Source organism: Corynebacterium uterequi (genome assembly GCF_001021065.1).
Lineage (GTDB): Bacteria > Actinomycetota > Actinomycetes > Mycobacteriales > Mycobacteriaceae > Corynebacterium > Corynebacterium uterequi.
In genome coordinates this window covers 347,884-373,191 of the sequence record NZ_CP011546.1, presented here as the reverse complement: position 1 = coordinate 373,191, position 25,308 = coordinate 347,884, and the positions used below count along the sequence as shown (strand labels likewise).

The 25,308-nt window shown below is 67.2% G+C and carries 22 protein-coding genes and 3 pseudogenes; 13 read left to right on the top strand and 12 right to left on the bottom strand.

Translation table 11 applies throughout. The features are described from left to right. Positions 1-162 precede the first annotated feature (162 nt). From CUTER_RS11840 to CUTER_RS01745, 3 genes and pseudogenes are all read left to right on the top strand, one after another. Positions 163-337: pseudogene (locus CUTER_RS11840) on the top strand (ISL3 family transposase); the annotation flags it as partial. Positions 338-964: 627 nt separating this feature from the next. Next, positions 965-1,306: a DUF2283 domain-containing protein gene (locus CUTER_RS11205; RefSeq protein WP_082121219.1), complete on the top strand. Its 342-nt coding sequence runs from the start codon at positions 965-967 to the stop codon at positions 1,304-1,306. A 90-nt stretch (positions 1,307-1,396) separates the two neighbouring features. Then, positions 1,397-3,385, top strand: coding sequence for an ABC1 kinase family protein (locus tag CUTER_RS01745; RefSeq protein ID WP_047258980.1), 1,989 nt, complete (start codon positions 1,397-1,399; stop codon positions 3,383-3,385). Here the strand turns inward: CUTER_RS01745 and CUTER_RS01740 are convergent. The 3 genes from CUTER_RS01740 to CUTER_RS01730 all read right to left on the bottom strand — a co-directional run bounded on the left by CUTER_RS01740 (position 3,373) and on the right by CUTER_RS01730 (position 6,356). Beyond that, on the bottom strand, positions 3,373-4,173 hold the full coding sequence (locus CUTER_RS01740) for a formate/nitrite transporter family protein (protein WP_047258979.1): 801 nt from the start codon (positions 4,171-4,173) through the stop codon (positions 3,373-3,375). The two genes, CUTER_RS01745 and CUTER_RS01740, sit on opposite strands and share 13 nt — an antisense overlap. 114 nt (positions 4,174-4,287) lie before the next feature. Next, positions 4,288-5,658, bottom strand: coding sequence for an FtsX-like permease family protein (locus tag CUTER_RS01735; protein WP_047258978.1), 1,371 nt, complete (start codon positions 5,656-5,658; stop codon positions 4,288-4,290). After that, a complete protein-coding gene (locus CUTER_RS01730) occupies positions 5,655-6,356 on the bottom strand; it encodes an ABC transporter ATP-binding protein (RefSeq protein ID WP_047258977.1) in 702 nt (233 codons plus the stop codon). Before CUTER_RS01730 ends, CUTER_RS01735 begins: the two co-directional genes overlap by 4 nt. Before the next feature lie 118 nt (positions 6,357-6,474). Between CUTER_RS01730 and CUTER_RS01725 the strand changes: the two genes are divergently transcribed. The 5 genes and pseudogenes from CUTER_RS01725 to CUTER_RS01705 form a co-directional block, all read left to right on the top strand. Beyond that, positions 6,475-7,215 (top strand): sensor histidine kinase, encoded by a 741-nt coding sequence (locus CUTER_RS01725; RefSeq protein WP_047258976.1) that lies wholly within the window; start codon positions 6,475-6,477, stop codon positions 7,213-7,215. Between the two features lie 3 nt (positions 7,216-7,218). Then, a complete protein-coding gene (locus CUTER_RS01720; protein ID WP_047260505.1) occupies positions 7,219-7,869 on the top strand; it encodes a response regulator transcription factor in 651 nt (216 codons plus the stop codon). Between the two features lie 24 nt (positions 7,870-7,893). After that, positions 7,894-9,582, top strand: coding sequence for a dynamin family protein (locus tag CUTER_RS01715; protein WP_330217688.1), 1,689 nt, complete (start codon positions 7,894-7,896; stop codon positions 9,580-9,582). Next, positions 9,575-11,176, top strand: a complete 1,602-nt coding sequence (locus tag CUTER_RS01710; protein WP_047258974.1) for a GTPase — start codon at positions 9,575-9,577, stop codon at positions 11,174-11,176. The genes CUTER_RS01715 and CUTER_RS01710 overlap by 8 nt, the downstream gene beginning before the upstream one ends. A gap of 108 nt (positions 11,177-11,284) precedes the next feature. After that, positions 11,285-11,671, top strand: a pseudogene (locus CUTER_RS01705) (DUF4143 domain-containing protein); the annotation flags it as partial. Positions 11,672-11,691: 20 nt separating this feature from the next. Here the strand turns inward: CUTER_RS01705 and CUTER_RS01700 are convergent. Beyond that, positions 11,692-13,131: a tryptophan-rich sensory protein gene (locus tag CUTER_RS01700; protein WP_047258972.1), complete on the bottom strand. Its 1,440-nt coding sequence runs from the start codon at positions 13,129-13,131 to the stop codon at positions 11,692-11,694. Positions 13,132-13,238: 107 nt separating this feature from the next. On the opposite strand from CUTER_RS01700, the gene CUTER_RS01695 reads away from it, so the two are divergent. Then, entirely contained in the window at positions 13,239-13,901 is a 663-nt protein-coding gene (locus tag CUTER_RS01695) for a CPBP family glutamic-type intramembrane protease (RefSeq protein WP_082121217.1), read from the top strand. Between the two features lie 69 nt (positions 13,902-13,970). On the opposite strand, the gene rplE is transcribed toward CUTER_RS01695, so the two are convergent. The 4 genes and pseudogenes from rplE to CUTER_RS11520 all read right to left on the bottom strand — a co-directional run. After that, positions 13,971-14,525, bottom strand: a complete 555-nt coding sequence (gene rplE / locus CUTER_RS01690; RefSeq protein WP_047258970.1) for a 50S ribosomal protein L5 — start codon at positions 14,523-14,525, stop codon at positions 13,971-13,973. Positions 14,526-14,527: 2 nt separating this feature from the next. Then, complete coding sequence (gene rplX, locus CUTER_RS01685; protein ID WP_047258969.1) at positions 14,528-14,842, bottom strand: 50S ribosomal protein L24; 315 nt, start codon at positions 14,840-14,842, stop codon at positions 14,528-14,530. Between the two features lie 4 nt (positions 14,843-14,846). Continuing rightward, positions 14,847-15,215, bottom strand: coding sequence for a 50S ribosomal protein L14 (gene rplN, locus CUTER_RS01680; protein ID WP_047258968.1), 369 nt, complete (start codon positions 15,213-15,215; stop codon positions 14,847-14,849). Between the two features lie 482 nt (positions 15,216-15,697). Next, positions 15,698-15,879, bottom strand: a pseudogene (locus tag CUTER_RS11520) (transposase); the annotation flags it as partial. Between the two features lie 204 nt (positions 15,880-16,083). Between CUTER_RS11520 and CUTER_RS01675 the strand changes: the two are divergent. Then, on the top strand, positions 16,084-16,818 hold the full coding sequence (locus CUTER_RS01675; RefSeq protein WP_047258967.1) for a hypothetical protein: 735 nt from the start codon (positions 16,084-16,086) through the stop codon (positions 16,816-16,818). Here CUTER_RS01675 and CUTER_RS01670 read toward each other — a convergent pair. After that, positions 16,811-17,980 (bottom strand): NAD(P)-dependent malic enzyme, encoded by a 1,170-nt coding sequence (locus CUTER_RS01670; protein WP_047258966.1) that lies wholly within the window; start codon positions 17,978-17,980, stop codon positions 16,811-16,813. The genes CUTER_RS01675 and CUTER_RS01670 overlap by 8 nt on opposite strands. Before the next feature lie 95 nt (positions 17,981-18,075). Between CUTER_RS01670 and CUTER_RS01665 the strand changes: the two genes are divergently transcribed. Beyond that, the gene (locus tag CUTER_RS01665) at positions 18,076-19,368 is read left to right on the top strand and encodes an amidase family protein (RefSeq protein WP_052843977.1); all 1,293 of its coding nucleotides are present in this window, start codon (positions 18,076-18,078) and stop codon (positions 19,366-19,368) included. Here the strand turns inward: CUTER_RS01665 and CUTER_RS01660 are convergent. The 3 genes from CUTER_RS01660 to nirB all read right to left on the bottom strand — a co-directional run bounded on the left by CUTER_RS01660 (position 19,365) and on the right by nirB (position 23,106). Continuing rightward, positions 19,365-20,078 (bottom strand): LURP-one-related/scramblase family protein, encoded by a 714-nt coding sequence (locus CUTER_RS01660; RefSeq protein WP_052843976.1) that lies wholly within the window; start codon positions 20,076-20,078, stop codon positions 19,365-19,367. The two genes, CUTER_RS01665 and CUTER_RS01660, sit on opposite strands and share 4 nt — an antisense overlap. 88 nt (positions 20,079-20,166) lie before the next feature. Further along, complete coding sequence (locus tag CUTER_RS01655) at positions 20,167-20,529, bottom strand: nitrite reductase (NAD(P)H) small subunit (protein ID WP_047258965.1); 363 nt, start codon at positions 20,527-20,529, stop codon at positions 20,167-20,169. Between the two features lie 30 nt (positions 20,530-20,559). Continuing rightward, positions 20,560-23,106: a nitrite reductase large subunit NirB gene (gene nirB / locus CUTER_RS01650; protein ID WP_047258964.1), complete on the bottom strand. Its 2,547-nt coding sequence runs from the start codon at positions 23,104-23,106 to the stop codon at positions 20,560-20,562. A gap of 268 nt (positions 23,107-23,374) precedes the next feature. Between nirB and CUTER_RS01645 the strand changes: the two genes are divergently transcribed. Next, positions 23,375-24,538: a sensor histidine kinase gene (locus CUTER_RS01645; RefSeq protein WP_052843975.1), complete on the top strand. Its 1,164-nt coding sequence runs from the start codon at positions 23,375-23,377 to the stop codon at positions 24,536-24,538. Then, positions 24,535-25,260, top strand: a complete 726-nt coding sequence (locus tag CUTER_RS01640; RefSeq protein WP_047258963.1) for a LuxR C-terminal-related transcriptional regulator — start codon at positions 24,535-24,537, stop codon at positions 25,258-25,260. Before CUTER_RS01645 ends, CUTER_RS01640 begins: the two co-directional genes overlap by 4 nt. The last annotated feature ends 48 nt before the right edge of the window (positions 25,261-25,308 follow it).

Here is a 25,308-nt window from a genome sequence, read left to right as displayed (position 1 = left end):
ATCGGTGCCCCTTTTTTCATGTCCCCAGTGCGTGAGTAGACATGCATTATCGTCTCTTCGCAGTTGAGGGTGTAGCCGGGTAGTTGACCCTCGTGGCCAGAGTCGGGTCGAGGTCCTTGGCGTGATGGGCGTTGCGGCACCACACATTACGAAGAGCCGGGCATCCTGCCGCTCTTCGATCACCTGGGCTCGAGTAACGGCTCGACTGAGGCGATCACCGCCAGGTTGGATCATTTTCGTGGCACGGCTCTGGGGCGTTCTAACCTCACCCACTGCTTCCGTCCGGAGCTTGTTCGGGGCTGGTGGGTTCAGGCCCCGGCTACACCTTCAACGGTGAAGAGCTAGGGATTCTCCACTCCAGGCGATGCACGTGCATCGCTTTCGCCTCCCGCGGCTGACCCCGGGCCCCAGGCCAAACGTTTCCTGTGAACCACTATGCACGGCATAACCACCCTCACCCAGCGCCGGGAATTCTCCGCCCCAAACGATGTACGTGCATCGCTTCCGCCTCCCACAGCTGGTCCCGGGACCACCAACCCGAACTTTCCTCGCAAAAACCACTTTGCACGGCTTAACCACCCTCACCCAGCGCCGGGAATCCTCGACCCCAAGCGATGCACGTGCATCGCACCCATCTCCCGCAGCTGGTCCCGGGACCACCAACCCGAACTTTCCTCGCGAAAACCACTTTGTACGGCATACCCAACCACGCCTGTCAGCGGCGATTGAAAAGCAGCCCAACCCCACCGGGCCACCCACCCCAAGCGATGCACGTGCATCGCTTCTGCCTCCCGCGGCTGACCCCGGGCCACGAACCCGATCGTTTGCTGTTAACCACGATGCACGGCAGACCCAACCACGGCTGCCAACGCCGGGAATCCTCCGCCCCAAGCGATGCACGTGCATCGCCCCCAGCCCGCGGCTGACCCCGGGCCACCAGCCCGACCGTTTCCTGTGAACCACTATGCACGGCAAACCCACCCTCACCCGGCGACGGGAATCCTCCACCCGAAGCGATGCACGTGCATCACCACCATCTCCCACGGCGAACTTCCCCGGCTCCACCCTCAACTGTGATGAGCCGCATTACCGTCACGACAGGGAAGCCGATGCCGCCTACTTCACCTTTGGCAAAGAGATCGAAGCAGGAGAGTCGGCTCAGCATATTTCCTTGGTCGAAACGCCCAACGGGCACACGCAAGTGACGATTGACGCTGACAGCGAAGGCTACCTTCTCGGGGTTGAAATACTCTCAGCATCAGTGGGTTTACGTGAGGATGTTCTCATGCGAGCACGTCATTCATAAGACGGTCCCCTATCCGGTGCCACGCAGCCGTCGGCTGGTCCAGGTAGGGTGTAGGCGATTCATCATACGTCTAACGAGGAGCATGGCAGCATGACCGCCGACAACTGGTACCTCTGGGTAGCCGCCTTCCCCCTCGGGGTACTACTCACCCTGACCTTGGCAGCCACTATCCGCAAGATCTTGGGCCACCCCATCGGCTGGGCCCGGACCATCATCTTGTCCATGGTCATGGTGTTTACCGCGCCGTTCATCATCGACCGGCTCTCCATCGGGGTGTCCTCCAACGCCGCCGGCAACAACATCGCCCCGGCGCTGGTGGTCACCGTCATCGTCCTCTGGGTCTTCGGCCTCGGGGCCACCCTGCTCACCCTTTTGGAGATCGTTCTCCCCTCCGGTCGGGTGGCCAATGCGCTGAGCTGGGTGTTCGGGTGGCGTTCCTACCAGCGGCGGGCTCGCCGTTTCCGCCAGGTACTCAAGATCTTCATCAAGAATGGGTTGGCTAGGGATGCGAACGCCGTCGGCGGCAGTGATCGGGCCGTGGCCCGCGCGCTGCGCCGCTCCCTCGAAGAGGCCGGTGTCGCCTACGTCAAGCTCGGCCAGAACATCGCCTCCCGCGAGGACGTGGTGCCCGCCGCGTTCGTCGAGGAGTTGTCCCTGTTGCATTCCTCGGTCCAGCCGGAGGAGTGGGCCAGCATCGAACCGCTCGTCGTCGCGGAGCTGGGCTGCCCGATCGATGAAGTATTCGCCAGCGTCGACCCCACCCCGGTGGCGGCGGCGTCCGTGGCCCAGGTGCATCGCGGCACGCTCGTCGACGGCCGCCAGGTGGTCCTCAAGGTGCAGCGCCCCAGTGCTCTTCAAGAGGTCAGCGACGACGGAGAGATCATCGAGAAGCTCTGCGCCTGGCTAGAGGAGCACACGGTGTGGGGTCAGCACCTCAAGATCGGCTCCCTGGGCCGTGGTTTTGTCGCCTCGCTCAAGGACGAGCTGGACTACGAAACAGAGCTGCACAACACCCAGCAACTCGCTGAGGCGTTGCGCGGCAGCGCTATCCGCTGCCCCCGTGTCTACCCCGAGTACTCCAGCAGGAAACTGCTGGTCATGGACTACCTGGACGGCACTCCCGTCGGCTCAGCCACGCAGCAGCTCGCCGCCCTCACGCCCGAGACGCGCGAGGATCTCGCCAAGAAGTTGGTGAACTCGGTGCTGGAGGTCTCGCTCACGCACGGGGTGTTCCACGCCGACATCCACCCCGGCAACGTCATGCTGCTCAACAACACGGACACGCCCACCCTGGCGCTGCTGGACTTCGGCGTCGTCGGCCGGCTCGACGCCCGCTCCCGCGGCCAAGTGGCCATGCTCTTCATGGGGGTGGAACGTGGCGACGCCCGCTTCCTGGCGGATTCGCTCATCGCGCTGTTTGGCCGTCCCGCCAACCTCGACGAGGTGCTGCTCCAATCCGACATCGGCCAGTTACTCGTCTACTTCCGCAGCGGGTCGTCGCGCTCGTCGGCGGAGATGTTTAGCATGCTGCTGCGCCTGGTGGTCGATCACGGCTTCCGGGTCCCCCCGGAGATGGCCGCCATGTTCCGCTCGATGGCCGGCTTGGAAGGCACCGTCGCGCAGATCAGCGACGCCGTGGACCTCGTTGCCGAAGTCCGCAGCGTGGGCAGCATGTCCTCGCTGGCCACCCTGGGGCGGCAGTCCTTGAAGGACATGGGCGAACAGATCCTCATGGACTCCGCCCCGGTGTTGGCGGAGCTTCCGCGGCGCTTCGGACGCATCACGGAGTCCTTGGAAAATGGCAGCTTCCGCGCCCGGGTGAGCATCTTCGCCAACCCGGAGGACCGGCGATTCGTCGGCGGGCTTGTGCAGCAGGTGGTCACCGCGTTGCTCTCGGCGGCCTTCGTGCTCGCCGGAGTGCTGCTGCTCGCGTTCGAGGAGTCCGACGCCGAATGGGTGGGCTACCTCAGCACCACCGCCTTGCTGGGCTACGTGCTGCTGGTGGTGGGGGTGCTCTTCGCCCTGCGCGTCGTGGCGCTGTTGGCCATTACCCGCCCAGGAAAGAATCAGTCCCGGTAGACTTCCGGGCCCTTGTTGAGCCAGGCGTAGACGCTGCCGATGAGCACGCCGCCGCCGATGAAGTTGCCGATCCACACCCACAGCCAGTTCCACGCGATGGCGGCGACGGGCACCGCGCCGTCGAACGCCGCCCCGCCGTCGATAAGCTCCACGGCGGTGGCAATGCTCATGAGCGAGAAGTTCGCGATGACGTGCTCCAGGCTTAGCCCCACGAAGATGGCCAGCGTGGGGACGATGACCGTGAACTTGGAGGCGAAATCTTTGGCGTACAGCGCGCCGATGATGGCCATGTTGACCACGAAGTTCGCGCCGATGCCTTCAATCATCGCGCCCCACCAGCTTTTCGCCAGCTTGCCTTCCACCAGTCCCATGAGGAAGTGAGTGTTGTCCATGTGCTGGTACTTGGCTGACACCGCGAGCAACAGCGCCACGATGATCGCGCCGACGAGGTTAAACAAGGTGGTCACCAGCGCGAATTTCAGCGCCATGGGCCAGGAGATCTGCTTCGTGGTGGCGCCGTAGCAGCCGAACATCATGTTTCCTGTGGCCAGGTCAGCGTTGAGGATGACGATGACGAACAGTCCGAAGCCGAAGAGGAAAGAGAAGATGATGCCGCCGAGTCCCGGCGCGAGGGCCTCCACGGCGCCGCCGCCGACGGCCGCGAACCCGGTCGCTAGGGTGAGATACACGCCGGCGAGGATGGCGCGGACGCCGAAGCGAGGCAGGTCAGTGTTCATCAGCGTCGTCTTTTTATTGACCGCGCCGTGGGCGATGTCGTTCAAGGCCATCCCGAAGAGCTCCTTTGACTTTTGTCGGACAAGTGGCTGACAAATTGCTGCCTTTCACCTTAAACCCCGCCCGCGAACTACCCCTTAAGTCCACCCCCAAGGCGGTCGCTCGCGCTAGTCGTTGCGCCGGACCCGCAAGCCGAGCAACTCGCGGCGCAGCGGGTCGACGGCCAGGGTGATTCCGGCGACGGCCAGCGTCGCTGCCGCGTACCCGCCAACGAACACCTCGATGCGCTGCGGAGTGACGTCTGCTTCGCCGATGAACATCGCTGTGAAGATGAGCACGCCAAATAAGAAGGCGGACACCGCCATGATGAGCAGCGGGATGAGTGTCTGGAGCCAGGCGACCCGTCGGTGCAGGGACGGGGGTACTCCCATGTGCGCCAACGCTCGGGTGAGTTCGGCTTCCTCGTACACCACGGACGCCTGCGTGAGCAGCGTGGAGACCAGTACCAACAGCAGTCCGATGCCGAAGGTGATGACCACGCCCGTGATGACGTCGGCGAAGAATTGCGCATCAAAGGAGTCGTTGACCGGGGTCAGCGGCATGAGCACCACGTAGCCGAAGAGCAGAGACACGAAGGCCATGGCCATGACCCGTCGCCAGGCCTGCTTCGGGTCTGCGACGATCCGCCGGGTGGCGATGAACACCGCCCTGCCCGGCACGGGGCGCAGCAGCCGGACCACGGTTTGCAGGATCCACGGGGCAACGAGGTGGATGGAGAAAAAGACCAGGAACATGAATCCGGTCACCCCTACCCCGCCGGCGACGAGGTCGTTGAGACCCTGACGCGTGAAGTACACGTAGAATGCGGCTCCCAGGCCGGCGAAGACCGCGAACCGCCACCACTTCACCGAGGCGGGGATCTCCCGGCGAGACACGCCCAGGGGGCTGATGGCGACGCGCATGAGCCCGTTGACCGCCGAGTACACCGAGAGGATCACGACCACTACCCACAGCAGGGGATAGCCCCACCAGGGCAGGAGCATCTCCCACGTGCCGAGGCGATCATCGTTGAAGCTGACAAACGACCACGCTGGCGCCGCCGCCACGGACAGTGCCGTTCCCAGCACCAGTCCTAGGACGGTCTGGTACAGGGTTTCCAGCACCGTGATGCGGGTGATGTCCGCGCTGGACAGGCCTATCAGGCGCAGGATCGCCAGGCGGCGTTCCCGCCCCGCGGCGCCGAGGACCGCGGACTGGGAGATCAGGCCGATGATTGGCGGGATGACGAAGGCGCAGGCGATAAACGCCAGCGTGAGATACACCTGGGGCATGAGCCCTTCCGCATCAAGCCCTGGGCCAACGTCGTCGAGACCGAGGGTCTTATCAGCGCGTTCGTAGAACATCCACGTCCCGCCGGCGACGGTGGCCGACAGCCACGTGCCCACGGTGATGGCCAACAGGGCCAGGTTAGAGACCCATTTGTTTGAGGTGCGGTGCAGATCCACCGCCAGTGCGGTTGCGGTAGAGGTGGCGATCATCGCTTCTCCCCCGTCCCGGCGAGCTGGCGGTCGTCGTGGACCAGGCCGTCACGGATCTCGATGCGTCTGGAGCACCAGGCGGCGACGGTGGGGTCGTGAGTGACCATGACGTAGGTGGTGCCGAGGCTCCCGACCAGGGACACGATGTGCTGCATGACCTCGTGCCCGGTGGCTTGGTCGAGGGCGCCCGTCGGCTCGTCGGCGAAGATGACGTCGGGGTTGCCCATGAGCGCCCGCGCGATCGCGACACGTTGCGCCTGCCCGCCGGAAAGCTGGCCGGGCCGACGCCCGGTCAGCTCGCCCAGGCCGACGCGGGCGAGCATCTCGCTGGCCGCCTTCTGCGCGGCGCGACGCGGCTTACCGCGCAGGATCTCCGGGAGGGCCACATTGTCCCGAGCAGTAAGCTCCGGCAGGAGCTGGCCGTCCTGGAAGACGAAGCCGAAGCGGTGCAGGCGCAGCTGTGAGCGGTGGGTGTCGTTGAGCGAGGACACGACGTCCTCGCCGTGGCGGACGGTGCCACGATCGGGCACGAGGACGCCGGACATGCAGTGCAGCAGGGTGGACTTACCGGAACCCGAGGGCCCCATGATGGCCACCGACTCCCCGGGGGCGATGGACAGCGAAATGCCGCGCAGCACCTCCGGCCCGGCGAAGGACTTGGTGATGTCGTTGATCTCTAGATGTCTCATGGTCCTCATTTCACATCGTGCCGGCGCCGGTGAACACCCACCGGGGTCCCGAGTTTCGGTAGAGCTAGCTCTACTGTTTTCCTCTGAGGCTTCCCCGCGGCCCGGCGTCGTCGCTAGGCTACCTGCCATGTGGTTTCCCTGGTCCCGGCGGTTCGACGGCGCCTCGGCGCCCGCCCGCGCCCGCGAGCAGGCAGCAGCGGCGCGCATCCGGGAGCTGACGGCGTCCCGGCGCGCGGTGGCCGACGCGTATGAGGTGGAGCGCCAGCGCATCGAGGCCGACTTACACGACGGCGCTCAGCAGTACTTCGTCGCGGCCGCCATGAAGATCGGGGAGGCGCGGCTCGACGCCTTGGAGGTCACCAACTCGCAGCTCAGCGACACCCTCGCAGAAGCGCACGAGCTGCTGTCGGAGGGTCTGCGGGTACTGCGCCACACCGTGCACGGCATCCACCCACAGGTGCTGACGGATCGAGGGTTGTTCGCGGCGGTGGAGGACATCGCGGCGTCGTACGGCCCGCACGTGGTGGTGCGCTGCCCGCATTCCCTGCCGGAGTTGTCCCCGTCCGTGCTGGCATCGGGGTACTTCTTTGCGTCGGAGGCACTGACGAACGCGGCGAAACACGCCCCCGGCGCGCCGGTGTCGGTGCTGTTGACATGTGATGCGACGCTCAATATCAGCGTCGTCGACCAGGGCCCGGGCGGGGCCTACTTCGGTTCCGGGCTAGAGAACATGCGCCAGCGCCTCGCCGCCTTCGACGGCCAGCTGGACCTGCGCTCCCCCGCGGGCGGCCCGACGACGGTCACCGCCCGCATTCCGATGCTGCTGGACCGCGGCCAGCCGGGGATTTCTTCAGAAGGGAGTCACTAGATGATGACCATAGTGGTGGCCGATGATTCCGCCTTGCTGCGCGAGGGGGTGCGGTCATTGGTGGAAAAGCGTGGCCACACGGTGCGGGCGACGGCGTCGACGGCCGACGAGCTGCTCGCCGTCGTCGACGGCACCGAGGACCTCGTCATCACCGACGTGCGGATGCCGCCGGGGATGCGCGACGACGGGCTACGCGCCGCGGTAACCCTGCGGGAGCGCTTCCCCCACTTAGGTGTCATGGTGTTGTCCCAGTACGTCGCCCCGGCGTACGCGCGGGCGCTGTTCGACGCCTCCGCGTCGGCGGGCACCGGCTACCTGCTCAAAGACCGGGTGAGCCAGGTGCTGGACTTCCTCACCAGTTGCGAGGTGGTGGCCGGCGGCGGGGTGGTTGTGGACCCCGACGTGGCTGCGGCGCTCATGCGATCGGGGCGGTCCGGGCTGGCGGAGTTGACGCCCCGGGAGCGTGAGGTCTTAGACCTCATGGCGCAGGGGCTGTCCAATGCCCAGATCTGTGGCCGGCTGTTTCTCTCTGCGGCGGCGGTGAGCAAGCACGTGTCCAATATCTTTGCCAAGTTGCACTTGGAGCCGAATGAGGACAATCGACGAGTCCGGGCCATCCTGCGCTACCTCACGGAGACAACTGGCCAGATGTGACCTATCCCTGGCTACACTAGGTGCGTGAATAACCGCACATTCCACCACGTCATGCGGCTGCGTGACGGCGTCGACGGCGTGCGCCTGCCGTTGGCGCCCGACGCCGCCGACGAAGCGCGCGCGGTGGTCGCCCAACTCGACGATTACCTCCTGCCGCGCCTGCACAACCTCGATGCCCCGCTGCTCGCCGTGGTCGGCGGCTCCACCGGCGCGGGCAAGTCCGCCCTCGTCAACTCGGTCGTCGGCGACCACGTCACGACCTCTGGGGTGACCCGGCCAACCACCCGCCAGCCGGTGCTCATCACCCACCCGGACAACGAGGCGTGGTTCTCCTCCCCGCACGTGCTGCCCGGCTTGGCGCGCGAGGTGGGCGCGGCGGCCGACCCGCAGGCGTCGACGCTGCGCGTGGTGACCACCTCCGCCATCGCACCTGGCCTGGCGCTGCTCGACGCCCCCGATTTCGACTCCATCGACGCCGGCAACCGTCAGCTCGCCGCGCAGCTGCTGGCCGCGGCTGACCTGTGGGTCTTCGTCACCACCCCGGCGCGCTACGCCGACCAGCTGGTGTGGAATTTCCTCCACGACGCCGCCGCCCGCAACATCGAGGTCATCGTCGTGCTCAACCGCGTCGACGCCTCTGCAGCGGCCAGCGTTCCGCAGGATCTGCGTCGGATGATGACCGAGGCGGGCCTGGGCGAGGCGCCTCTTATCACCGTCGCCTTCGACGCCGAGTTCACCGGCCTGCTGCCCGGCACCGAACAGCTCAAGGCCCACCTCCAGGGCTTGGCCACCGACGCCGCCGCTCGGCGCGCCACGGCCGGGCGCACCGCGGTCGGAGCCCTTCGTCAACTCAGCCGCCGCGTCGACAGCCTAGCCGAAACCCGAGCTGAGCACGAGGCGCTCGCCGCTGAGCTCGACGCCTCCATCACCGCGCTCTTCGACGCCGCGGCGGACTCGGTGATCGACGCCACGAGCGACGGCAAACTCCTGCGCACGGAGGTCCTCTCCCGCTGGCAGGACTTCGTGGGAACCTCAGATGCGGCCCGCACGCTGGAGCGTTGGTACTCGCTCGCGGTGGACAAGATCGGAGCGTTCTTCGGGGGCCGGCCGGAGCCGGTGCGCGAGGTCGCCACCGAGATCGAGCAGGGCCTGCACACCGTCATCGTCGACGCCGGCGAAACCGCCGCCCGCCGCAGCGTCGCACTGCTCGGTGCCCAAGCACCCCGCCTACGTGAGGACGGCGCCGCGGCCCTGGCCGCCGGGTCCCCGGAGCTGCCCGCCCGCGCCGCAGAGCTCGTGCGCCAGTGGCAGGCCGGGCTCGTCGCTCATATCCAGGACAGCGCGGCCGGCAAGCGCCAGCGGGCCCGGTTCTTGTCGCTGGGGCTCAACGTGCTCACGGTCGCGCTCATGCTCGTGGTCTTCGCGTCCTCGGCCGGGCTGACCGGCGCCGAGTTCGCCATCGCTGGCGGCTCCGCCGTCGTGGGGCAAAAGCTGCTGGAAACCGTCTTCGGCGAGGAGGCGGTGCGCCGCATGGCCCGCGCCGCCCGGGAGGACCTGGAAAACCGTGTGCGCGAGCTCTTCGCCGAGGAGCAGGCGCGCTACACCCACGTCGTCGAGCCGCTGCGGCTGGGCACCACCGCCGAGGAGCTGCGGCAGGCCGCTGCGGCGAGCCTCGCCGACGCACACGCACTGCTGGAGGACCGCGATGTTTAACAAGACTGTCCCGCTGGGAGAGCGCCTCGGCGCGCTGAGTCGTGCCCGTGAGCTGGCGGTGCCCTACCTGCCGGCGGAGCAGGTGGCCGCCTTCGGTGCAGTGGTCGAGGCGGGCGAAGACCGCCGAGCCCTGTCCGCGGAGCACACCGTCGTCGGCTTCTTCGGTGCCACCGGATCGGGCAAGACGTCGCTGTTCAACGCCCTGGTGGGTGAGGACCTCGGCGCGTCGTCCCCGCGCCGGCCGACCACCAGCTCACCGCTGGCGGCGGTATGGCAGCCGGCCGGCAGTGAGGCACTGCTGGACTGGTTGGGGGTGGTCGATCGCCGGCCGCGCGACGGCGTGTTCGCCGACGGCGCCGGCCCACTGATCCTGCTGGACCTGCCGGACTTTGATTCGGTGGCGGCGACCAACCGCGAGATCGCGACCCGGCTGGCCGGTCAGGTGGACGTCCTGGTGTGGGTGACGGACCCGGAGAAGTACGCGGACAAGGTCATCCATGAGGAGTTCATCCGTCCCCACGCCGCCCATGCGGCCGTCACCCTGGCGGTCATCAATAAGGCCGATACCCTGCGCGACGCCGACCGGAACCTGGTCGCAGAGCACTTCGCGGGGTTGTTGCGCGCCGACGGCCTGCCGCGCGTGTCCGTCATCGCCACCTCGGCAACGACGAACGCCGGCGTCGACGAACTGCGCCGCGCCATCGCCGAGGTCGCCCGCGCCCGCAACGCCCACACCCGGCGCATCGAGGCCGACCTCACCGCGGTGACCGAACCGTGGGCGAAAGCCACGGCCCCGAAAGAGGTTGCGCCCGCTGCCGTCCGTGAGCTGTCCGCCGGGCTGGCGCGTGCCTCCGGAGCCGACGACATCGCCGCCGCGACGGCCGCGGCCTACCGCAAACGCCTGGGCCAGGTCACCGGGTGGCCGGTGACGTCGTGGCTGCTGCGTCTTCGTCCCGACCCGCTGCGCCGGCTTGGCCTACGGGAGCAGCCTGACGAGCTGGGAGTGCACCGCTCGTCGATGCCGGAGCTCGACGCCTCCCGGCGCGCGGTGGCGAACTCGGCCGTGCGCTCCTACGCCGAGGCCACCGCCGACGGGCTGCCCGGCGCGTGGGCGGACCGGCTCTACGACCGGGCGGAGGGCGTCGTCGACGCCGTACCTGCCGGCCTGGACCGCGCGGCGACGGCCACCCGGCTGCCCGCCCAACCGTCGAAGGCGTGGTCGCTGGTGGCGGTAGTGCAGTGGCTGGCGCTGGTTATGGCGCTCGCCGGAGTGCTGTGGTACCTCGGCGTGGCGCTTGTGCCCGGAGTATTGACTCCGCTGCTCGGAACGGACCTCGTGCCGGACGTCGAGGGGTGGCCGGTGCCGACGCTGCTCATCCTCGGTGGGGTACTCAGCGGCATCGTGCTGGGGCTTATCACGGCGGTCTTTGGGGGCGCGATCGGCTCGGCGGTGCGCTCGCGGACGCGGCGCGCGCTGCGACGCCAGGTGGGCCAAGTGGCTGAAGAGCTGGTGGTCGCCGAGCTGGCGGCGGTGCGTCAGGACTACCGCGAGTTCCTCCGGCAGGTGAGCCTGGCACGGGGGCGGCGGCCCTAGAAATGGGTCAGCAAGAGCCCCTAGAAATGGGTCAGTATGAGACCCTAGAAATGGGTCAGTATGCGCCAAGGAGGGTAGCCTGACCAGCATGGATAGCTCGTCGACCCCGCCCTGGCGCTGCGCCTTCAGAAGCTCTCGGCGAAAGACCTTGTTTCTCCCCGAGGCAGCCACCTCATGGGCGCGCTCTTTGAATCCTTGACCGCGTTGACCGTGCGCGCGGCCGCAGAGCCGTTAGGTGCCGAGGTCTCTCATCTGCGTACCCAGGGAGACGATCACGAGGTTGATCTCATCCTCGAAGACCTCGACGGCCGGCTGCTCGCCTTCGAGGTCACACTCGCCCACACCATCACGGACGCCGACGTTCGCCACCTCACCTGGTTCCGGGACAAGTTCGCCGATGACGTCGCTGACCTCGTCGTGGTCTACAGCGGGCCCGTCGCCTTCCGCCGCGCCGACGGGGTAGCGTGCGTCCCCCTGGCCTTGCTCGGGGCCTAGAGCCGCACCCGGCGCGCCGGCTAGTTGAGCTTCGCGATGGTGGCCGAAAGCACGGTCGCGAAACTGGTCCAGGCAGCGTAGGGGCTCAGCAGCACGCCGCGTTCCGGGGCGTCCTTCGCCAGGCGGCGCACCAGGTCAATCGAGCTCGCTGCCAGCGCTGCGGCCCCGGCGGCGGACAGCCAGCGCCGCCGCGCCCGGAAGAACAGCCCACACCAGCCGGCGTTGAGCACGAGGTTCGTGCCCAGCGCGGCGCCGTAGGAGCGCACCTTCGCCCGGTCGCCGGCTTCGATGGCGTCAGCCACGTGCAGCGCCGACATCACGGCAATATCGGTGTACAGGGCCGTCCACACGATGGGGAATAGCGCCGGGCTGGGCTGCCACGACGGCCGACGCGACATCTTGTACCACAGGCTATCGGTCTTCACCAGTGCGGTCCCCGCTGCCGCCGCGATGGCGACGGCGCCGCCGACGGCCCCGCCCACCTTGTAGAAGCGGCGCGTATCCACGTCCTTCGTGGCGTTGCGCACGGCTTCGTCGAAGCCGGTGAGCCCGCCGGCGGGCGTTCCCACCAGGTCTTCGAGATCTCGCTCCTTCACCACCGTGTCGTGCAGCAGGCTGCCGATGAGCGGCGAGGCCAACGTGGCGCTGGTCGGAGTGATGAGCGAAATCCAGTGCGCGGCCAGGCCCGGGGTGGTCACCGGCGCGGTCACCACCGGCCGTGGCCCGAGCTCGAGGACTCGGGCGTAGCGCTTCATCATCTCTGCGTATTCCAGGGATTCCGGCCCACCGATGTCGAAGGTGCGGTTCTGCTCCTCCGGCAGGTCTGCGGCTTTGGTGAGGAAGAAGACGGCATCATCGACCGCGATGGGAGTGATCTTGTTGCGAATCCACTGCGGACCGATGGCCCCCGGCAGCCGCTCTGAGAGGTGCCGGAGCATGGAAAACGACGCGGAGCCCTCACCCAGAACCACGCCGGCCTGCAGGGCAGCCGTCGGCACCCCGGAGCCCATGAGGATCTCCCCGACCGCGACCCGCGACGCCAAGTGATCCGACAGTTCCTCGCCCTCGGGGTGCAGCCCGCCTAAGTAGACGATCCGCTTGACCCCGGCCTTGCGGGCTTTCTCGGCGAAAATGGTCGCCATCTCGCGTTCCTCGGCCACGAAGTCGTCCTCCGACATGGAGTGCAGCAAGTACCAGGCAACCTCAACGCCGGTAAGCGCCGCCGCCACGTCGTCGCGGCTGTTAGCGTCGCCCTCCACGACCTCAACCTCCCCGGCGCCGGCGCGTTGGCCCTCGGCGACGATGCGCTCTCCCCACGGCTCGTCGATCGCGTTGTCCCGGCTGCGCGACAGGACCCTAACCGCCCAGCCTTGGTTGAGCAGCTCCTCGGCGACGTTGCTACCGACATAGCCGGTAGCCCCCGTCACCAGGCCCAGGCGTGATTCGGTATCGGTACTCATAAGCGCTCCTTCGTGTCGTGGTCGATGCGTTGTGCGGTGTCCGGCGGAATGCCATCGCTGCCGGTCGATCTCAGCTTCAGTCTACAAACCTGTGCGAAGATGGGGCCATGACACGAAACGGTGGCTACCCCACACCTGCCGCGCCCGCCCGGCCGTTTTGGGCTGTCGGCGTTCCGCTGGGACTGATGACGACCTCGCTGTCCACCGCGGCACACGCCAGCCCGGCGTCGGTGCAGTTCTACCTGGCGACGGCGTGCTCGGCCGCGGCGCTCGTGGGCGCGTGGTGGCTGTTCGGAGATCGCCGGCTGGTGCAGGGACGACGTAGCGTCGTACCTGCATTTCGCCACGCCGCCCAGGGCGTGGGCCTCGGCGCCGCGTTGGGCTTGGTCTTCGCCCTAGGAGCGCTGGTCATGGTGCGTATTCCGGCGCTGGCCGCGCCCGTCGATGCACTGCTGGCCAATGCCGCCGGCGCTGCCCTACTGCCCACGCTGATGACCACCTGGATCAACGGCGCCGCCGAGGAATTGTTTTTCCGCAACACGGTCGTGCGGCACCTCGCCGGCCTGGGGCGCTGGGCGATCCCGACGGCGGTCGGGCTGTACGTGGTGGGAACGCTGCCCATGCAGGTCCCGGTGCTGGCATTGGCTGCCGTCGCCGTCGGTGTCCTGGCCCACGCCGAGGTCCGCCGCACCGGGGGTGTAGTTTCGGCGATGACCATGCACCTCACCTGGTCCACCCTCATGGTGGTGCTGCTGCCGGCGGTGGTGTAGCACCGGATACGCACAAGAAAACGCCCCGGGCCTCGAGGAGGCTGGGGCGTTAACGGTGTCGCGTCGCTACTAGCTCTTGTAGGGGAAGCCGAGCGCGCGGAGGAGGAAGCGGCCTTCCTCGTCGTTGGTGGCGGTGGTCACCACGGTGATGTCCATACCGCGGGGCTTGTCCACCTTGTCCACGTCGATCTCGTAGAACATGGTCTGCTCGGTGAGGCCGAAGGTGTAGTTGCCGTGGCCGTCGAACTGCTGGTCGGACAGGCCGCGGAAGTCGCGAATACGCGGCAGGGCCACGGTGAGCAGGCGGTCCAGGAACTCCCACATGCGGTCGCCGCGGAGGGTGACCTTCGCGCCGATGGGCATGCCTTCGCGCAGCTTGAAGTTCGCGATGGACTTCTTGGCGCGGCGCAGCTGCGGCTTCTGGCCGGTGATGAGGGTGAGGTCCTCGAGGGCACCGTTGATCGCCTTGGAGTCGCGAGCAGCCTCGCCGACGCCCATGTTGACGACGATCTTGGTCAGGCCCGGGATCTGCATGACGTTCTCGTAGCCGAACTCGTCCTGCAGCTTCTGGCGCAGCTCCTCGCGGTAGCGGGTCTTCAGGCGCGGGGTGTAGTTCTCAGCCATGGTTAGATGTCCTTCCCGTTGCGCTTGGAGATACGGACCTTCTTGCCGTTCTCGTCGAAGCGGTAGCCAACGCGGGTCGGGTTGCCGTCGGAATCCAGAACCATGACGTTGGAGACGTGAATGGGGGCTTCCTGGGTGACGATGCCGCCGGTGGACGCGCCGCGCTCCTGGGAGGAGTCAGCAACGTGCTTCTTCACGCGGTTAACGCCCTCGACCAGGACCTTCTCCTGCTTCGGGAAGGCCTTGATGACCTTGCCCTGAGCACCCTTGTCCTTGCCAGCGATGACCTGGACCATATCGCCCTTGTGGACCTTCATAGGGTTAGATCACCTCCGGTGCGAGAGACACGATCTTCATGAACTTCTTGTCACGCAGCTCGCGAGCAACCGGGCCGAAGATGCGGGTGCCCTTCGGCTCGTTGTCGTTCTTGATGATGACGGCGGCGTTCTCATCGAACGCGATGTAGGAGCCGTCGGGACGACGGGTTTCCTTCTTGGCGCGCACGACGACGGCCTTCACCACGTCGCCTTCCTTGACGTTGCCGCCCGGGGCGGCGTCCTTCACGGTGGCGACGATGATGTCACCGATGCCGGCAAAGCGTCGCACAGAACCGCCGAGGACACGGATGCACAGGATCTCCCGGGCACCAGTGTTGTCGGCGACCTTCAGACGCGATTCCTGCTGAATCACTCTTGGTCTCCTTGACCTGGATCGATGCGCGGGAAGATTTCCGTCCTTGACCCGCGCGTGGTCAGTTTTGCTGCGCTGTGTGGCTCGTCGACGAACCCCGCAGAAGCGGGGACGAAGGGTCTGTCTTGGGGATCGGGTTCGGAAAAGCACCCGGGCCCGACCTAGCCACAAGCAACCGCCATAGTTAACCACGATTCGCACGCTGCACAAAATCCCCAACGCGCCGCGACGTCTCTTAAACAGGCTCTTCACCGTTGGGGGTGTAGCCGGGGAAGTTCGCCGCAGGCTTGGGGGCGATGCACGTGCATCGCTTGGGTTGGAGGATTCCCGTCGCCGGGTGAGGGTGGGTATGCCGCGCAAAGTGGTTTTCGCGAGGAAAGTTCGGGTTGGTGGTCCCGGGACCAGCTGCGGTAGACAGAGACGATGCACGTGCGACAGAGGCGATGCACGTGCATCGCTTGAGGTGGAAGATTCCCAGGTCTTCACCGTTGAGGGTGTAGCCGGGCCTGAACCCCCAGCCTCGAACAAACTCCGGGCGAAAGTAGTACGTGAGGTTAGAACACCCCAGAGCCGTGCCACGAAGATGATCCAACTTCGCGTTGATCGCCTCAGTCGAGCCGTTACTCGAGCCCAGGTGATCGAAGAACGGCAAGATGTCCGGCTCGTCGTAATGTGTGGTGTCGCAACGCCCAATCATGCCAAGGACCTCGACCCGACTCCCGCCACGAGGGTCAACTACCCGGCTACACCCTCAACTACGAAGAGGCCTTAAACGAAGGTCACGGCCATGTTTCTCTTCGGCCACAATCACCTTCCGCCACACCCGCCGGGGTTCCCTTAGCGCCTGGGCGGTGCCAGACTGCCAGTTATGGCCACCACCGCACAGGATCGCACCCCTTCTGCGTTTCGTCGGCGCTTCAGCCGCATCGCCATCGGCCTCGGGCTGCTCACCCAGACAATCCTGGTAGCGCTCTTCTTTAGCGGGCACGCCGGGCACGTCGGGCTGATGGGGGCGGTGGGCATCGCCGCCGGCCTTCTCGCTGCGACCGGGGCGCTTGCCAGCACGCGGCCCGGGTTGAAGGGGGCGCTCACCGTCGTCTCTGGGCTGGCGGCCGTCGGCTGGTGGCGCTACGTCAACATCTGGCTCTACCCCGGGGACGGGACCGGGCTAGACCCCACTTTGCTCATCGCGCCGCTCACGACCGGTGCGAGCATCATGATCGCCGTCGTCGCTTTCCTCCCCCGACCCCGGCGGCCTTATGCCGCCGCGTTTGTCCTCCTCGCGGTGGCGTGCGAGGTCCCGCTGTTGGTTCCGGGAACGTCCGCCTCCGACCTCTCGTTCTTCGGGATGGTGGCCCTGCCGTTCGTGGCGATCGCGCAGGTGGTTGTCGCGCTTCGCTGCACTGACTACCGGCGGCGCTGCGTCGCAGTGCTAAGCGGCATCGGCGGAACGCTCGTATTCCTCTACAGTCTCGTGCTGTGGGGCGTGGCGCCGGTCGGGTTCGCCGGCTTGAGCGTTACCGTTCTCGCCGCCGTATTGGAAGCGTGGCCCGCCCGGCGCGAACAATCATCTCCCGCGGCCGGGCGCGTCGACGCTAGCTAGTCCACGCGTCGGCGACAGCGTAAGCGACGGCCGGGCACACGCGGTCGTCGAGGGCGGAGGGCACGATGTGCTCCGCGTCCAGATCCTGCGCCGCGATGTCCGCGATGGCCTTCGACGCCGCCAGCTTCATCTCATCAGTGATGTGCGTGGCCCCCACCATGAGCGCACCCTTGAAGATGCCGGGGAAGGCGAGCACGTTGTTGATCTGGTTCGGGTAGTCCGACCGGCCGGTGGCGACCACCCCGCCGTAGCGCAGTGCCAGCTCCTGGTCGATTTCCGGATCCGGATTCGCCAGGGAGAACAGGATCGGCTTACCCGCCATCACCTGCAGCTCCTTCTCGGACACCTTGCCGCGGGACAGGCCGATGAACACGTCGGCGCCGCTGAGAGCGTCGATGGGCAGGCCCTCGACGCCGCGCGGGTTGGTGACCTTGACCAGGTTGCGCTTGATCTCGTTGAGGCCCTGGCGGGACTCCGAGAGCACGCCGCGCGAGTCCAGCACCACGATGTCGGTGACGCCGGCGTCGAGCAGCATCTTCACCGTGGCCACGCCGGCAGCGCCGGCGCCGGAGACCACCACGCGCAGGTCGGACAGTTCGCGGTTCAGCACCCGGGCGGCGTTGCGCAGCGCTGCGGTGATGACGATGGCGGTGCCGTGCTGGTCATCGTGCATGACGGGGATGTCCAGCTCATCTTCCAGGCGGCGTTCGATCTCGAAGCAGCGGGGCGCGGAGATGTCCTCCAGGTTGATGGCACCGAAGGACGGGGCCATGGCCTTAATCGTGGCGATGATTTCTTCGGTGTCCGTCGTGTTCAACGCGATGGGAACGCCGTTGAGCCCGCCGAAGGCGTTGAAGAGCTGGGCCTTTCCTTCCAGCACGGGCAAGGCGGCCTTCGCGCCGATGTTGCCCAGGCCGAGCACCGCGGTGCCGTCGGAGATGATCGCCACCGTGTTGGCATTGCCCGTGTGGGTGCGGGCCAGCTCGGGCGTATCGACGATGGCGCGACACACCTGGGCCACACCGGGGGTGTACGCGAGCGACATGTCTCGGAAGTTGTTAATGGGGCGGGCCGATTGGACGGAGAGCTTACCGCCGGCGTGGGCGGAGAGAATCTCGTCCATGGGAAGGACCATGAATTTCGGGGCGGAGCGGCGGAACATGACAGGTGACCTCACATCGATTTTTCTGGCATCAACTCACACATCTTACTCGTGCTGGTGCCCCATGCCCCTACCTTTCCATTAATGTTTCTTCTGTGAAACATTCAGTTCGGGCGACCATCGACGCCACCATCGACACGATCCGCGGCGCGAACATCTCCCTCAACGCCGTGGGCACCGACCTCTACGCGCAGGCCCAGGCCCGCGCCGACGAGCTTGACCACCTGCCCGCTGCTCAGCGCGGCCGCCTCCACGGCCTGCCTATCGCCGTAAAAGAAGAATTCGACATCGCTGGCGTGCCCACCACGTATGGCACCGCCACCCACGCCACGCCCGCAGCAGCGGACTGCGAAGTGATCACCCGCCTGCGGGCCGCCGGCGCCGTCGTCGTGTGCACGACGCGCATGCCCGAGTTCGGCGCCTGGCCCGCCACCGAGTCCCACGCAGGCGGCATCACCCGCAACCCGCTCGACCTGTCCCGCACACCCGGAGGATCCTCGGGCGGGTCGGCCGCCTTGGTCGCCGCCGGAGCTGTTCCGGTGGCGCTCGGCAGCGACGGCGGCGGCTCCCTGCGCATCCCGGCCGCGCACTGCGGACTCGTCGCCCTCAAGCCCAGTCGCGGCCTCATCCCCACTGACCCCTACCCCGATTTGTGGTGCACGCTGGGCACCGGCGGGGCCCTGGCCCGCAGCGTTGATGACCTCGCGTCAGTGCTCTCGGTCATGGCCGACAAAGACCTTCAGCCCCGAACGGCCTCGGCGCTTACCGTCGCGTGGACGACCCGCTCCACCACGCCGACGGCGCGCGCTCACCGCTACCACCGCCGCGCCGTGGCCGGTGCTGTTAACACCATGCAGGCCCTCGGCCATAGCGTCCACCGCTACGACGGCTCACTTCCGGACCCCACGAGCGCCTTTGTTCCCCAGTTCCTGCGCGGCCTCAGCGACGAGGTTCACCGCGTGGATCGGCCCGAGCTGGCGGAACCACGCACACGTCGCCTCGCCGCCCTGGGCACGCATCTACCGGCGTCGATCCTCACGCGGGCGATCCGCACCGGCAAGGACCTTAAGGAACGCATCGACCGAATCTTCGACGACGCCGACGTCCTGATGCTGCCGACAGTGGCGACGCGGCCAGCACAGGCAGGCAGTTTCCTGCACCGCGGCGCGTTGAGCAGCATGGCGGGCTCGGTGCCGTCGGTGGCCTATACCGCGTTGTTCAACGTCACGGGCCACCCGGCTGCGGCCGTCCCGATGGGTGTTGCCGCGGACGGCCTGCCCGTATCGGTGCAGGTAGTCGGGCCGCACGGCGCCGACGACATTGTCCTCGCCGTCGCGGCGCAACTCATGGACCAGGTGATCCCCGCAGAGCGCGCCTCGGTGGCCTAGTTCCTTCTGTCCGCCTTGGCGGCGATGAGGTCGGCAGCGATGGCGGCGCCGAGGATCGCGGCGTGCAATTCGCGGGGCAGGCCCGGGGCGAAGCGCAGGCAGTACTTCTGCTTCTCGAAGAACAGGTTGGCCATCCCGGCCCACTGTCGCTGGATGACGGCCAGTTGCCGGTCACCGGCGACGACCTCGGCGTTGTACCCGAACACGTCGCCGCGGAACTCAATGCCCGGGTGGCCGTCGATGCCGATGGCCAGCTTGCGTTTGAGGAAGGCGATCTTCTGGGTGATTTCCGCCAGGCGCTGATCGGAGTCGGCAAGGTAGACCTCGTACGTGTCGCGCACCCAGTTGGCGGGATCGGTGATCCGAAGAGCCAGCTCGCCGGGGGCCGCCTGGCCTGACGTGTGCTGGGCATCGACGACGCTGAGCTGCCGGCTGCCGAGAAACATCCGGCTCAGCGCGCTGCCTTCGGTGAGGATGTAGCCGATGACCTCGCCGTCGGGGCCGTGGATCTCGAAGTCGTCTTTCAAGAAGCTACGGACCTGCTGGAGTATGACCACGTCGTGGTCGAGTAGGTGCGAGCCGTCGCGCGTGGCACCCGCGCGCGTATCCCCCGCACGCGCGTCATCCTGGCCCGCTTCGGGCGCCGGCTGTCCTCCCAGCTTCGCCTCGGTGTCTCGGTAGTACTTGTCCCAATCGAAAGAGTTAGGCATTGATTCCTCCTTAGGGCCCTTACTACCGGGTGCAGGTGTGGCTCACCGGATGGCGCCAAGCGTTCCCCGCATATTGGGGGAAGCCCGCTTAGGCTTCGACGTAGACGACGTCGTCGTCGATGCTCACGTCGTAGCAGGCCAGAGCCTTATCGTCGCCTTGGAGGGAAGCGCCGGTATCGAGGAAGAACTTCTGCTTGAGCAGCGGGGAGGCGATGGTCGGCCGGCCGTCGGTCTCGCCGACGATTCCCCGTGACATCACCGCCGCGCCGGTGTAGGGATCGATGTTGTCCACCGCGACGTATCGGGTGCCGTCCGGCCCCGGCGTCCCGGCGTCGCCCGCGAGTGCGGCGTGGAGCCGGAAGAGGGCGACCTGGCGGTTGCCCTCAAGCAGCGCCGCCGCCCCCAGCCCGGGAGTCAGCTGCGCGGTGGTGCAGATTCGCGTTCGTGACATGGTGGCCTCGTTTCTTTGTGGTGGGCAGGCCTAGTTGCCCGGCTGGGTGGATACGGTCGGGGTCATCAGCGGGACCTTGCGCCCGCCTTGCGGGTGCTCCTCGAATTGCACGGTGGGGTCCGGGGTGTCGGGGGCGTTGATGAAGCTGACAAATCGGGCCACCTTGTCGGGGTCGGCCAGGGTAGCAGCCCATTCGTCGGTGTAATGCTCAACGTGGTCTGCCATGAAACGCTCCAGGTCGGCGGCGATTCCCAAGGAGTCGTCGACGACGACGTCGCGGATGTGGTCGAGCCCGCCATCGAAGGAGGTCTGCCACGCCGCGGTGCGCTGGAGGCGGTCCGCGGTGCGGATGTAGAACCCAACGTAGCGGTCGATGTAGCGGATCAGCGTGTCGTCGTCGAGGTCTCCGGCCAGCAGCTCGGCGTGGCGTGGGGTGGCGCCGCCGTTGCCGCCGACGTAAAGGTTCCAGCCCTTTTCCGTGGCGATGACGCCGATGTCCTTGCCGCGGGCCTCGGCGCACTCGCGGGCGCAGCCGGACACGCCCATCTTGAACTTGTGCGGGGAGCGCATGCCCCGATAGCGCATCTCCAGGCGCACGGCCATAGCAACGGAATCCTGTTGGCCGTAGCGGCACCAGTCGGTGCCGACGCAGGACTTCACCGCCCGCAGAGACTTGCCGTAGGCCTGGCCGGATTCCATGCCGACGTCGATGAGCCGGCGCCAAATGTGCGGCAGGTCCTCGGTGCGGGCCCCGAAGAGGGCGAGGCGTTGCGCGCCGGTGATCTTGGTGTAAAGGCCGTAGTCGTTGGCGATCCTGCCGATCTCGATGAGCTGCTCGGCGGTGACGTTGCCGGCGGGCATCCGGGGAATAACGGAGTAGGTGCCGTTCTTCTGCATGTTGCCGAGCATCCGGTCGTTGGTGTCCTGCAGCCCGGCGCGTTCGCCGTCGAGGACGTGATCGCTGGAGCGCAAGGAGGCGAAGATGCTCGCCAGCGTCGGCTTGCACACCTCGCAGCCGCCGCCACGGCCGAAGCGGTCGATGAACTCGCCGAAGTCGGCGATACCCGTGGCCTGGGCGATCTCGAAGAGCTCGGCGCGGGACTGCGAGAAGTGCGGGCACACGGCCTTGGACTGCTCGATGCCTTCACCTTCGAGGATTCCCTTGAGCAGCGGCACGCAGGATCCGCACGAGGTGCCGGCGCGGGTGGCGGCCATGAGCGTCTCGACGGAGTGACAGCCCTGGCCAATGGCGTCGCGCACCTGGCCCTTGGAGACATTGTTGCAGGAGCAGATCTGGGCGCCGTCGGGTAGGGCGTCGACGCCGATGGCCGACGTTCCCGCCCCGGACTCCGGCGCGATGAGAGAGACCGGGTCCCCGGGCAGCTCTGCGCCCACCATGGGGCGCAGCATGGAGTACGACGACGCCTCGCCGACGAGGATGCCGCCGAGCAGGCGCTTACCGGAGGCGTCGAGGATGAGCTTCTTATACACGCCGGACACGGGGTCCTGGATGTGTAGCTCCTTGCGGCCCTCGTCGGCGTTGAAGGCATCGCCGAAGGAAGCGACGTCGACGCCCATGAGCTTGAGCTTGGTGGACATATCCGGGTCTTCGAAGTCCGGCCGCGGGGTGCCGGCCAGGCGCATGGCAACGATCTCGGCCATCGTGTTGCCAGGGGCGACGAGGCCGTAGGTGTTGCCGTCGACGGCGGCGCACTCGCCGATGGCGGAGATGTGGTCGATGGACGTGCGGCATTGCCGGTCGGTGGCGAAGCCGCCGCGGGGACCGAGTTCCAGGCCGGCGTCGGGGCCGAGGGAGTCCCGCGGGCGAATGCCGGCAGAGAACACCACCAGGTCGCAGTTGATGGCACCCTTGTCACCCAGGTCGAGGATCACTCCCCCGGCGCGAGCCGGGTCGTCGACGATCTCCCGGGAGGCGGCGCCGACGTGCACCTCCACGCCGAGCTCGCGGATAGCGTCGTGGAGCAGCTCACCGCCGGCGTCGTCGACCTGCAGCGGCATGAGCCGTGGGGCCATCTCGACGACGTGCGTTTTCGCCCCCAGGTGCTGCAGCGCGTTGGCCGCCTCTAGTCCGAGCAGACCGCCGCCGATGACGACCGCCGTGCACTCACCGTGGGTTCCCACCACGCCCTCGACGGCGGCACGCAGGCCGTCGAGGTCGTCGAGGGTGCGGTACTGGTGGACCTGCGGCTTATCGTTGCCCGGCAGGCGCGGGATGAAGGGCCGTGATCCCGTGGCGAAGACGAGCTCGTCGTACTTGACGACCCGGCCGTCGCGCAGCACCACTTCCTTGACCTCGGGTTTGACGGAGTCGGCGCGGCCTTTGATCCAGGTGACGTTGTCGGGCAGCTGCCCGAGGTACAGGGCGCTGCGGTCCCACGCGCCCACGTAGCTGGACAAGTGGACGCGGTCGTAGGCCGGGTCGTCTTCCCGGCCGATGATGACGATCGAATCCTCGGGCTTCGCTGCGGCGTAGAGCTCGGCGAAGCGGTGGCCTACCATGCCGAATCCGATGACGACGACGTCGGCCGTGCGGACCTCGGTGCTGTGTCTTGTCATAGGGTTATCGTTTCCTATCACGTCAAGGCGAGATCGCCCCGCGTGCTGGCACGCCGGGTGTTACTCGCCGTCTGGTCTCCTGCTGATCTCGGGTGCGCCACGATGAGGACGCGGCTGGTGAGTGAGCTCCGCCGCGCCCCTTAGACGCTGTTGTTCCTTTAATCCTAAGGTATTTCTCCGGAAAATCTCTAAGTATTACTTGATGTTTCCCCGAGGTGGCATCCGCCGCTGCCCCTGCTGCCATTGACGTCGATTAGGCTGGTCGATCATGGTGCGCCTGGAAACCACCGCTGTGCCGCCGACGCCGCGGATCGACGCCGCCTACGCAGCCGTCTTCGCCCTCATCAGTGTCATGCCGGCGCTGCGCATCGCCGAGTTCGGCCCCCTCCCCTGGTACGTGGCTGACACCGCCTGCCACGTACTTATCGCCGGCGCGATCGCGCTGCGCACCCGCCGCGTCCGGTTGTCGTTCGTCGCCGTGTATGCCACCTTCGCCGCCTACGCCGCGCTCGTCGCCGCCAGCCCGGTCAACCTCGGGCTGAGCCTAGTCCTTTTCGCCGCGCCGCTGAGCCTGTGGGCGGTTTCGCGCCGCGAACCTCAGCGGCGGTGGGCCGTCGCCGGCGTATTGCTCGGCGTGATCGGAGCGACGCTTAACCCGGCCGTCCTCGTAGCTACCTCCACCGCTGGCTTCGCCCCGTGGCGCATCGTCGTGTTCGGCACCCCCGCGGCGGTCATCATCGTGCTCGCCTACCTCATCCCGAACCAACAGCGCCTCGCCGCCGAGCGGCGGGAAACCGAATATAGGGATCGCGCCCAAGCCGAACGCCTCGCGCTATCCCGCGACCTGCACGACGTCGTCGGCCACGGCCTCACCGCCATCTCCGTGCGGGCCCAAACTGCGCTCTTCCTCGGCGAGCAAACCACTGGCCACCGCGAGGCCCTCGTCGATATAACCCGAACCGCTGCGGACGCCTTGGCTGACATCCGAGCGCTCATCGACGCCTTGGCCAGCGACTCCGACGCGGCCGCTGCCGACCCACGAGAGATACCGAAGATCCTCAGCCACGTGCCGGCGGCTGTGAGCACCACCGCCCCTGCCACGGAGGATCTCGACCGCGCCGCCGACTGGCCCTTAGCGCGCCGCCTCGTACTCGTGCGCAGTGTTCAAGAAGCGGTGACCAACCTCAGCAAGCACGGCGACGGCGACGGCAGGGTCACCGTCGCCGTGCAGGGCGACGCCTTCACCGTCACGGCTACCAATACGGTAGGCGGATCCGGCCTAGCTGGCGATGCGAGTGCCACCCAATCCGAGGGCCAGTCTGGGGGCCGGGGCCTGGCCGGTCTCACTGAGCGCGTCGAGGACCTCGGCGGCAGCCTCACTGCCGAGATCGTCGACGGGGTGTTTCGCCTACGCATCGAGGTCACGCCATGATAAGCGTCGTCATCGCCGAGGACCAGCCTATGATCCGTGCCGCCTTCGCCGCTCTCATCGGGTCCCAGCCGGACATGGAGGTCCTGGCCGTAGCGGGCGACGCCGCCGCGGCCGTCGAAGCGGTCCGAACCCACCGTCCCACCGTGACGATCATGGACCTACGCATGCCACTCGGAGCCGGGCCTCACGGCACCAACCTCCGCGGCGTCGATCCTCGCGCCGCCGATTCCCGCGCCGCGGGGGTCATCGCCACGCAACAGATCACCAGCGCAGCGTTGTCTCGCGTGCTCGTTCTCACCACCTTTCGCGAGGAGGAGCTCGTGGTGACCGCCCTGGAAGCCGGTGCTGCTGGCTTCCTGCTCAAGGACTCAGAGCCGGCCGTGTTGCTGCAGGCGCTGCGACGCGTCGCCGCCGGCGAGGGCTTCCTCGATCCGGCGGTCACGCCGATGATTCTGCGCCGGGTCCGCCAACCTCGCCAGGCCCGACCCCGCCACCCGGCCCCACCTCCTGCCGCCGGCCTCCCAGTCGCGAACCTCACCTCCCGGGAGGCTGAAGTCCTGGGTTTGGTGTGCGAGGGGCTGAGCAACAAGGACATCGCCCGCCGCCTGTTCATCGCAGAAACCACAGTGAAATCCCACGTCAAGGCCATTTTAGGCAAGACCGGCACCCGAGACCGGGTGGGACTCGTGATCTGGGCAGCCCGGCGTGGGCTTGTGCGCTAGGTCTTCCCGTTTTGGGTCTCCTCCCTAGGGAGGATCTTTCCCGAAATC

Coding starts and splice junctions, on each gene's coding strand:
- rplE (WP_047258970.1), bottom strand. CDS start 14,525: ATGGCTGAGAACTACACCCCGCGCCTGAAGACCCGCTACCGCGAGGAG.
- CUTER_RS01735 (WP_047258978.1), bottom strand. CDS start 5,658: ATGATCGCCACCTCTACCGCAACCGCACTGGCGGTGGATCTGCACCGC.
- CUTER_RS01730 (WP_047258977.1), bottom strand. CDS start 6,356: ATGAGGACCATGAGACATCTAGAGATCAACGACATCACCAAGTCCTTC.
- CUTER_RS01740 (WP_047258979.1), bottom strand. CDS start 4,173: ATGGCCTTGAACGACATCGCCCACGGCGCGGTCAATAAAAAGACGACG.
- rplX (WP_047258969.1), bottom strand. CDS start 14,842: ATGAAGGTCCACAAGGGCGATATGGTCCAGGTCATCGCTGGCAAGGAC.
- CUTER_RS01640 (WP_047258963.1), top strand. CDS start 24,535: ATGATAAGCGTCGTCATCGCCGAGGACCAGCCTATGATCCGTGCCGCC.
- CUTER_RS01725 (WP_047258976.1), top strand. CDS start 6,475: ATGTGGTTTCCCTGGTCCCGGCGGTTCGACGGCGCCTCGGCGCCCGCC.
- CUTER_RS01745 (WP_047258980.1), top strand. CDS start 1,397: ATGACCGCCGACAACTGGTACCTCTGGGTAGCCGCCTTCCCCCTCGGG.
- CUTER_RS01710 (WP_047258974.1), top strand. CDS start 9,575: ATGTTTAACAAGACTGTCCCGCTGGGAGAGCGCCTCGGCGCGCTGAGT.
- CUTER_RS01675 (WP_047258967.1), top strand. CDS start 16,084: ATGGCCACCACCGCACAGGATCGCACCCCTTCTGCGTTTCGTCGGCGC.
- CUTER_RS01695 (WP_082121217.1), top strand. CDS start 13,239: ATGACACGAAACGGTGGCTACCCCACACCTGCCGCGCCCGCCCGGCCG.
- CUTER_RS01700 (WP_047258972.1), bottom strand. CDS start 13,131: ATGAGTACCGATACCGAATCACGCCTGGGCCTGGTGACGGGGGCTACC.
- CUTER_RS01720 (WP_047260505.1), top strand. CDS start 7,219: ATGACCATAGTGGTGGCCGATGATTCCGCCTTGCTGCGCGAGGGGGTG.
- CUTER_RS01660 (WP_052843976.1), bottom strand. CDS start 20,078: ATGCCTAACTCTTTCGATTGGGACAAGTACTACCGAGACACCGAGGCG.
- CUTER_RS01655 (WP_047258965.1), bottom strand. CDS start 20,529: ATGTCACGAACGCGAATCTGCACCACCGCGCAGCTGACTCCCGGGCTG.
- CUTER_RS01670 (WP_047258966.1), bottom strand. CDS start 17,980: ATGTTCCGCCGCTCCGCCCCGAAATTCATGGTCCTTCCCATGGACGAG.
- nirB (WP_047258964.1), bottom strand. CDS start 23,106: ATGACAAGACACAGCACCGAGGTCCGCACGGCCGACGTCGTCGTCATC.
- CUTER_RS01645 (WP_052843975.1), top strand. CDS start 23,375: ATGGTGCGCCTGGAAACCACCGCTGTGCCGCCGACGCCGCGGATCGAC.
- CUTER_RS11205 (WP_082121219.1), top strand. CDS start 965: ATGCACGGCAAACCCACCCTCACCCGGCGACGGGAATCCTCCACCCGA.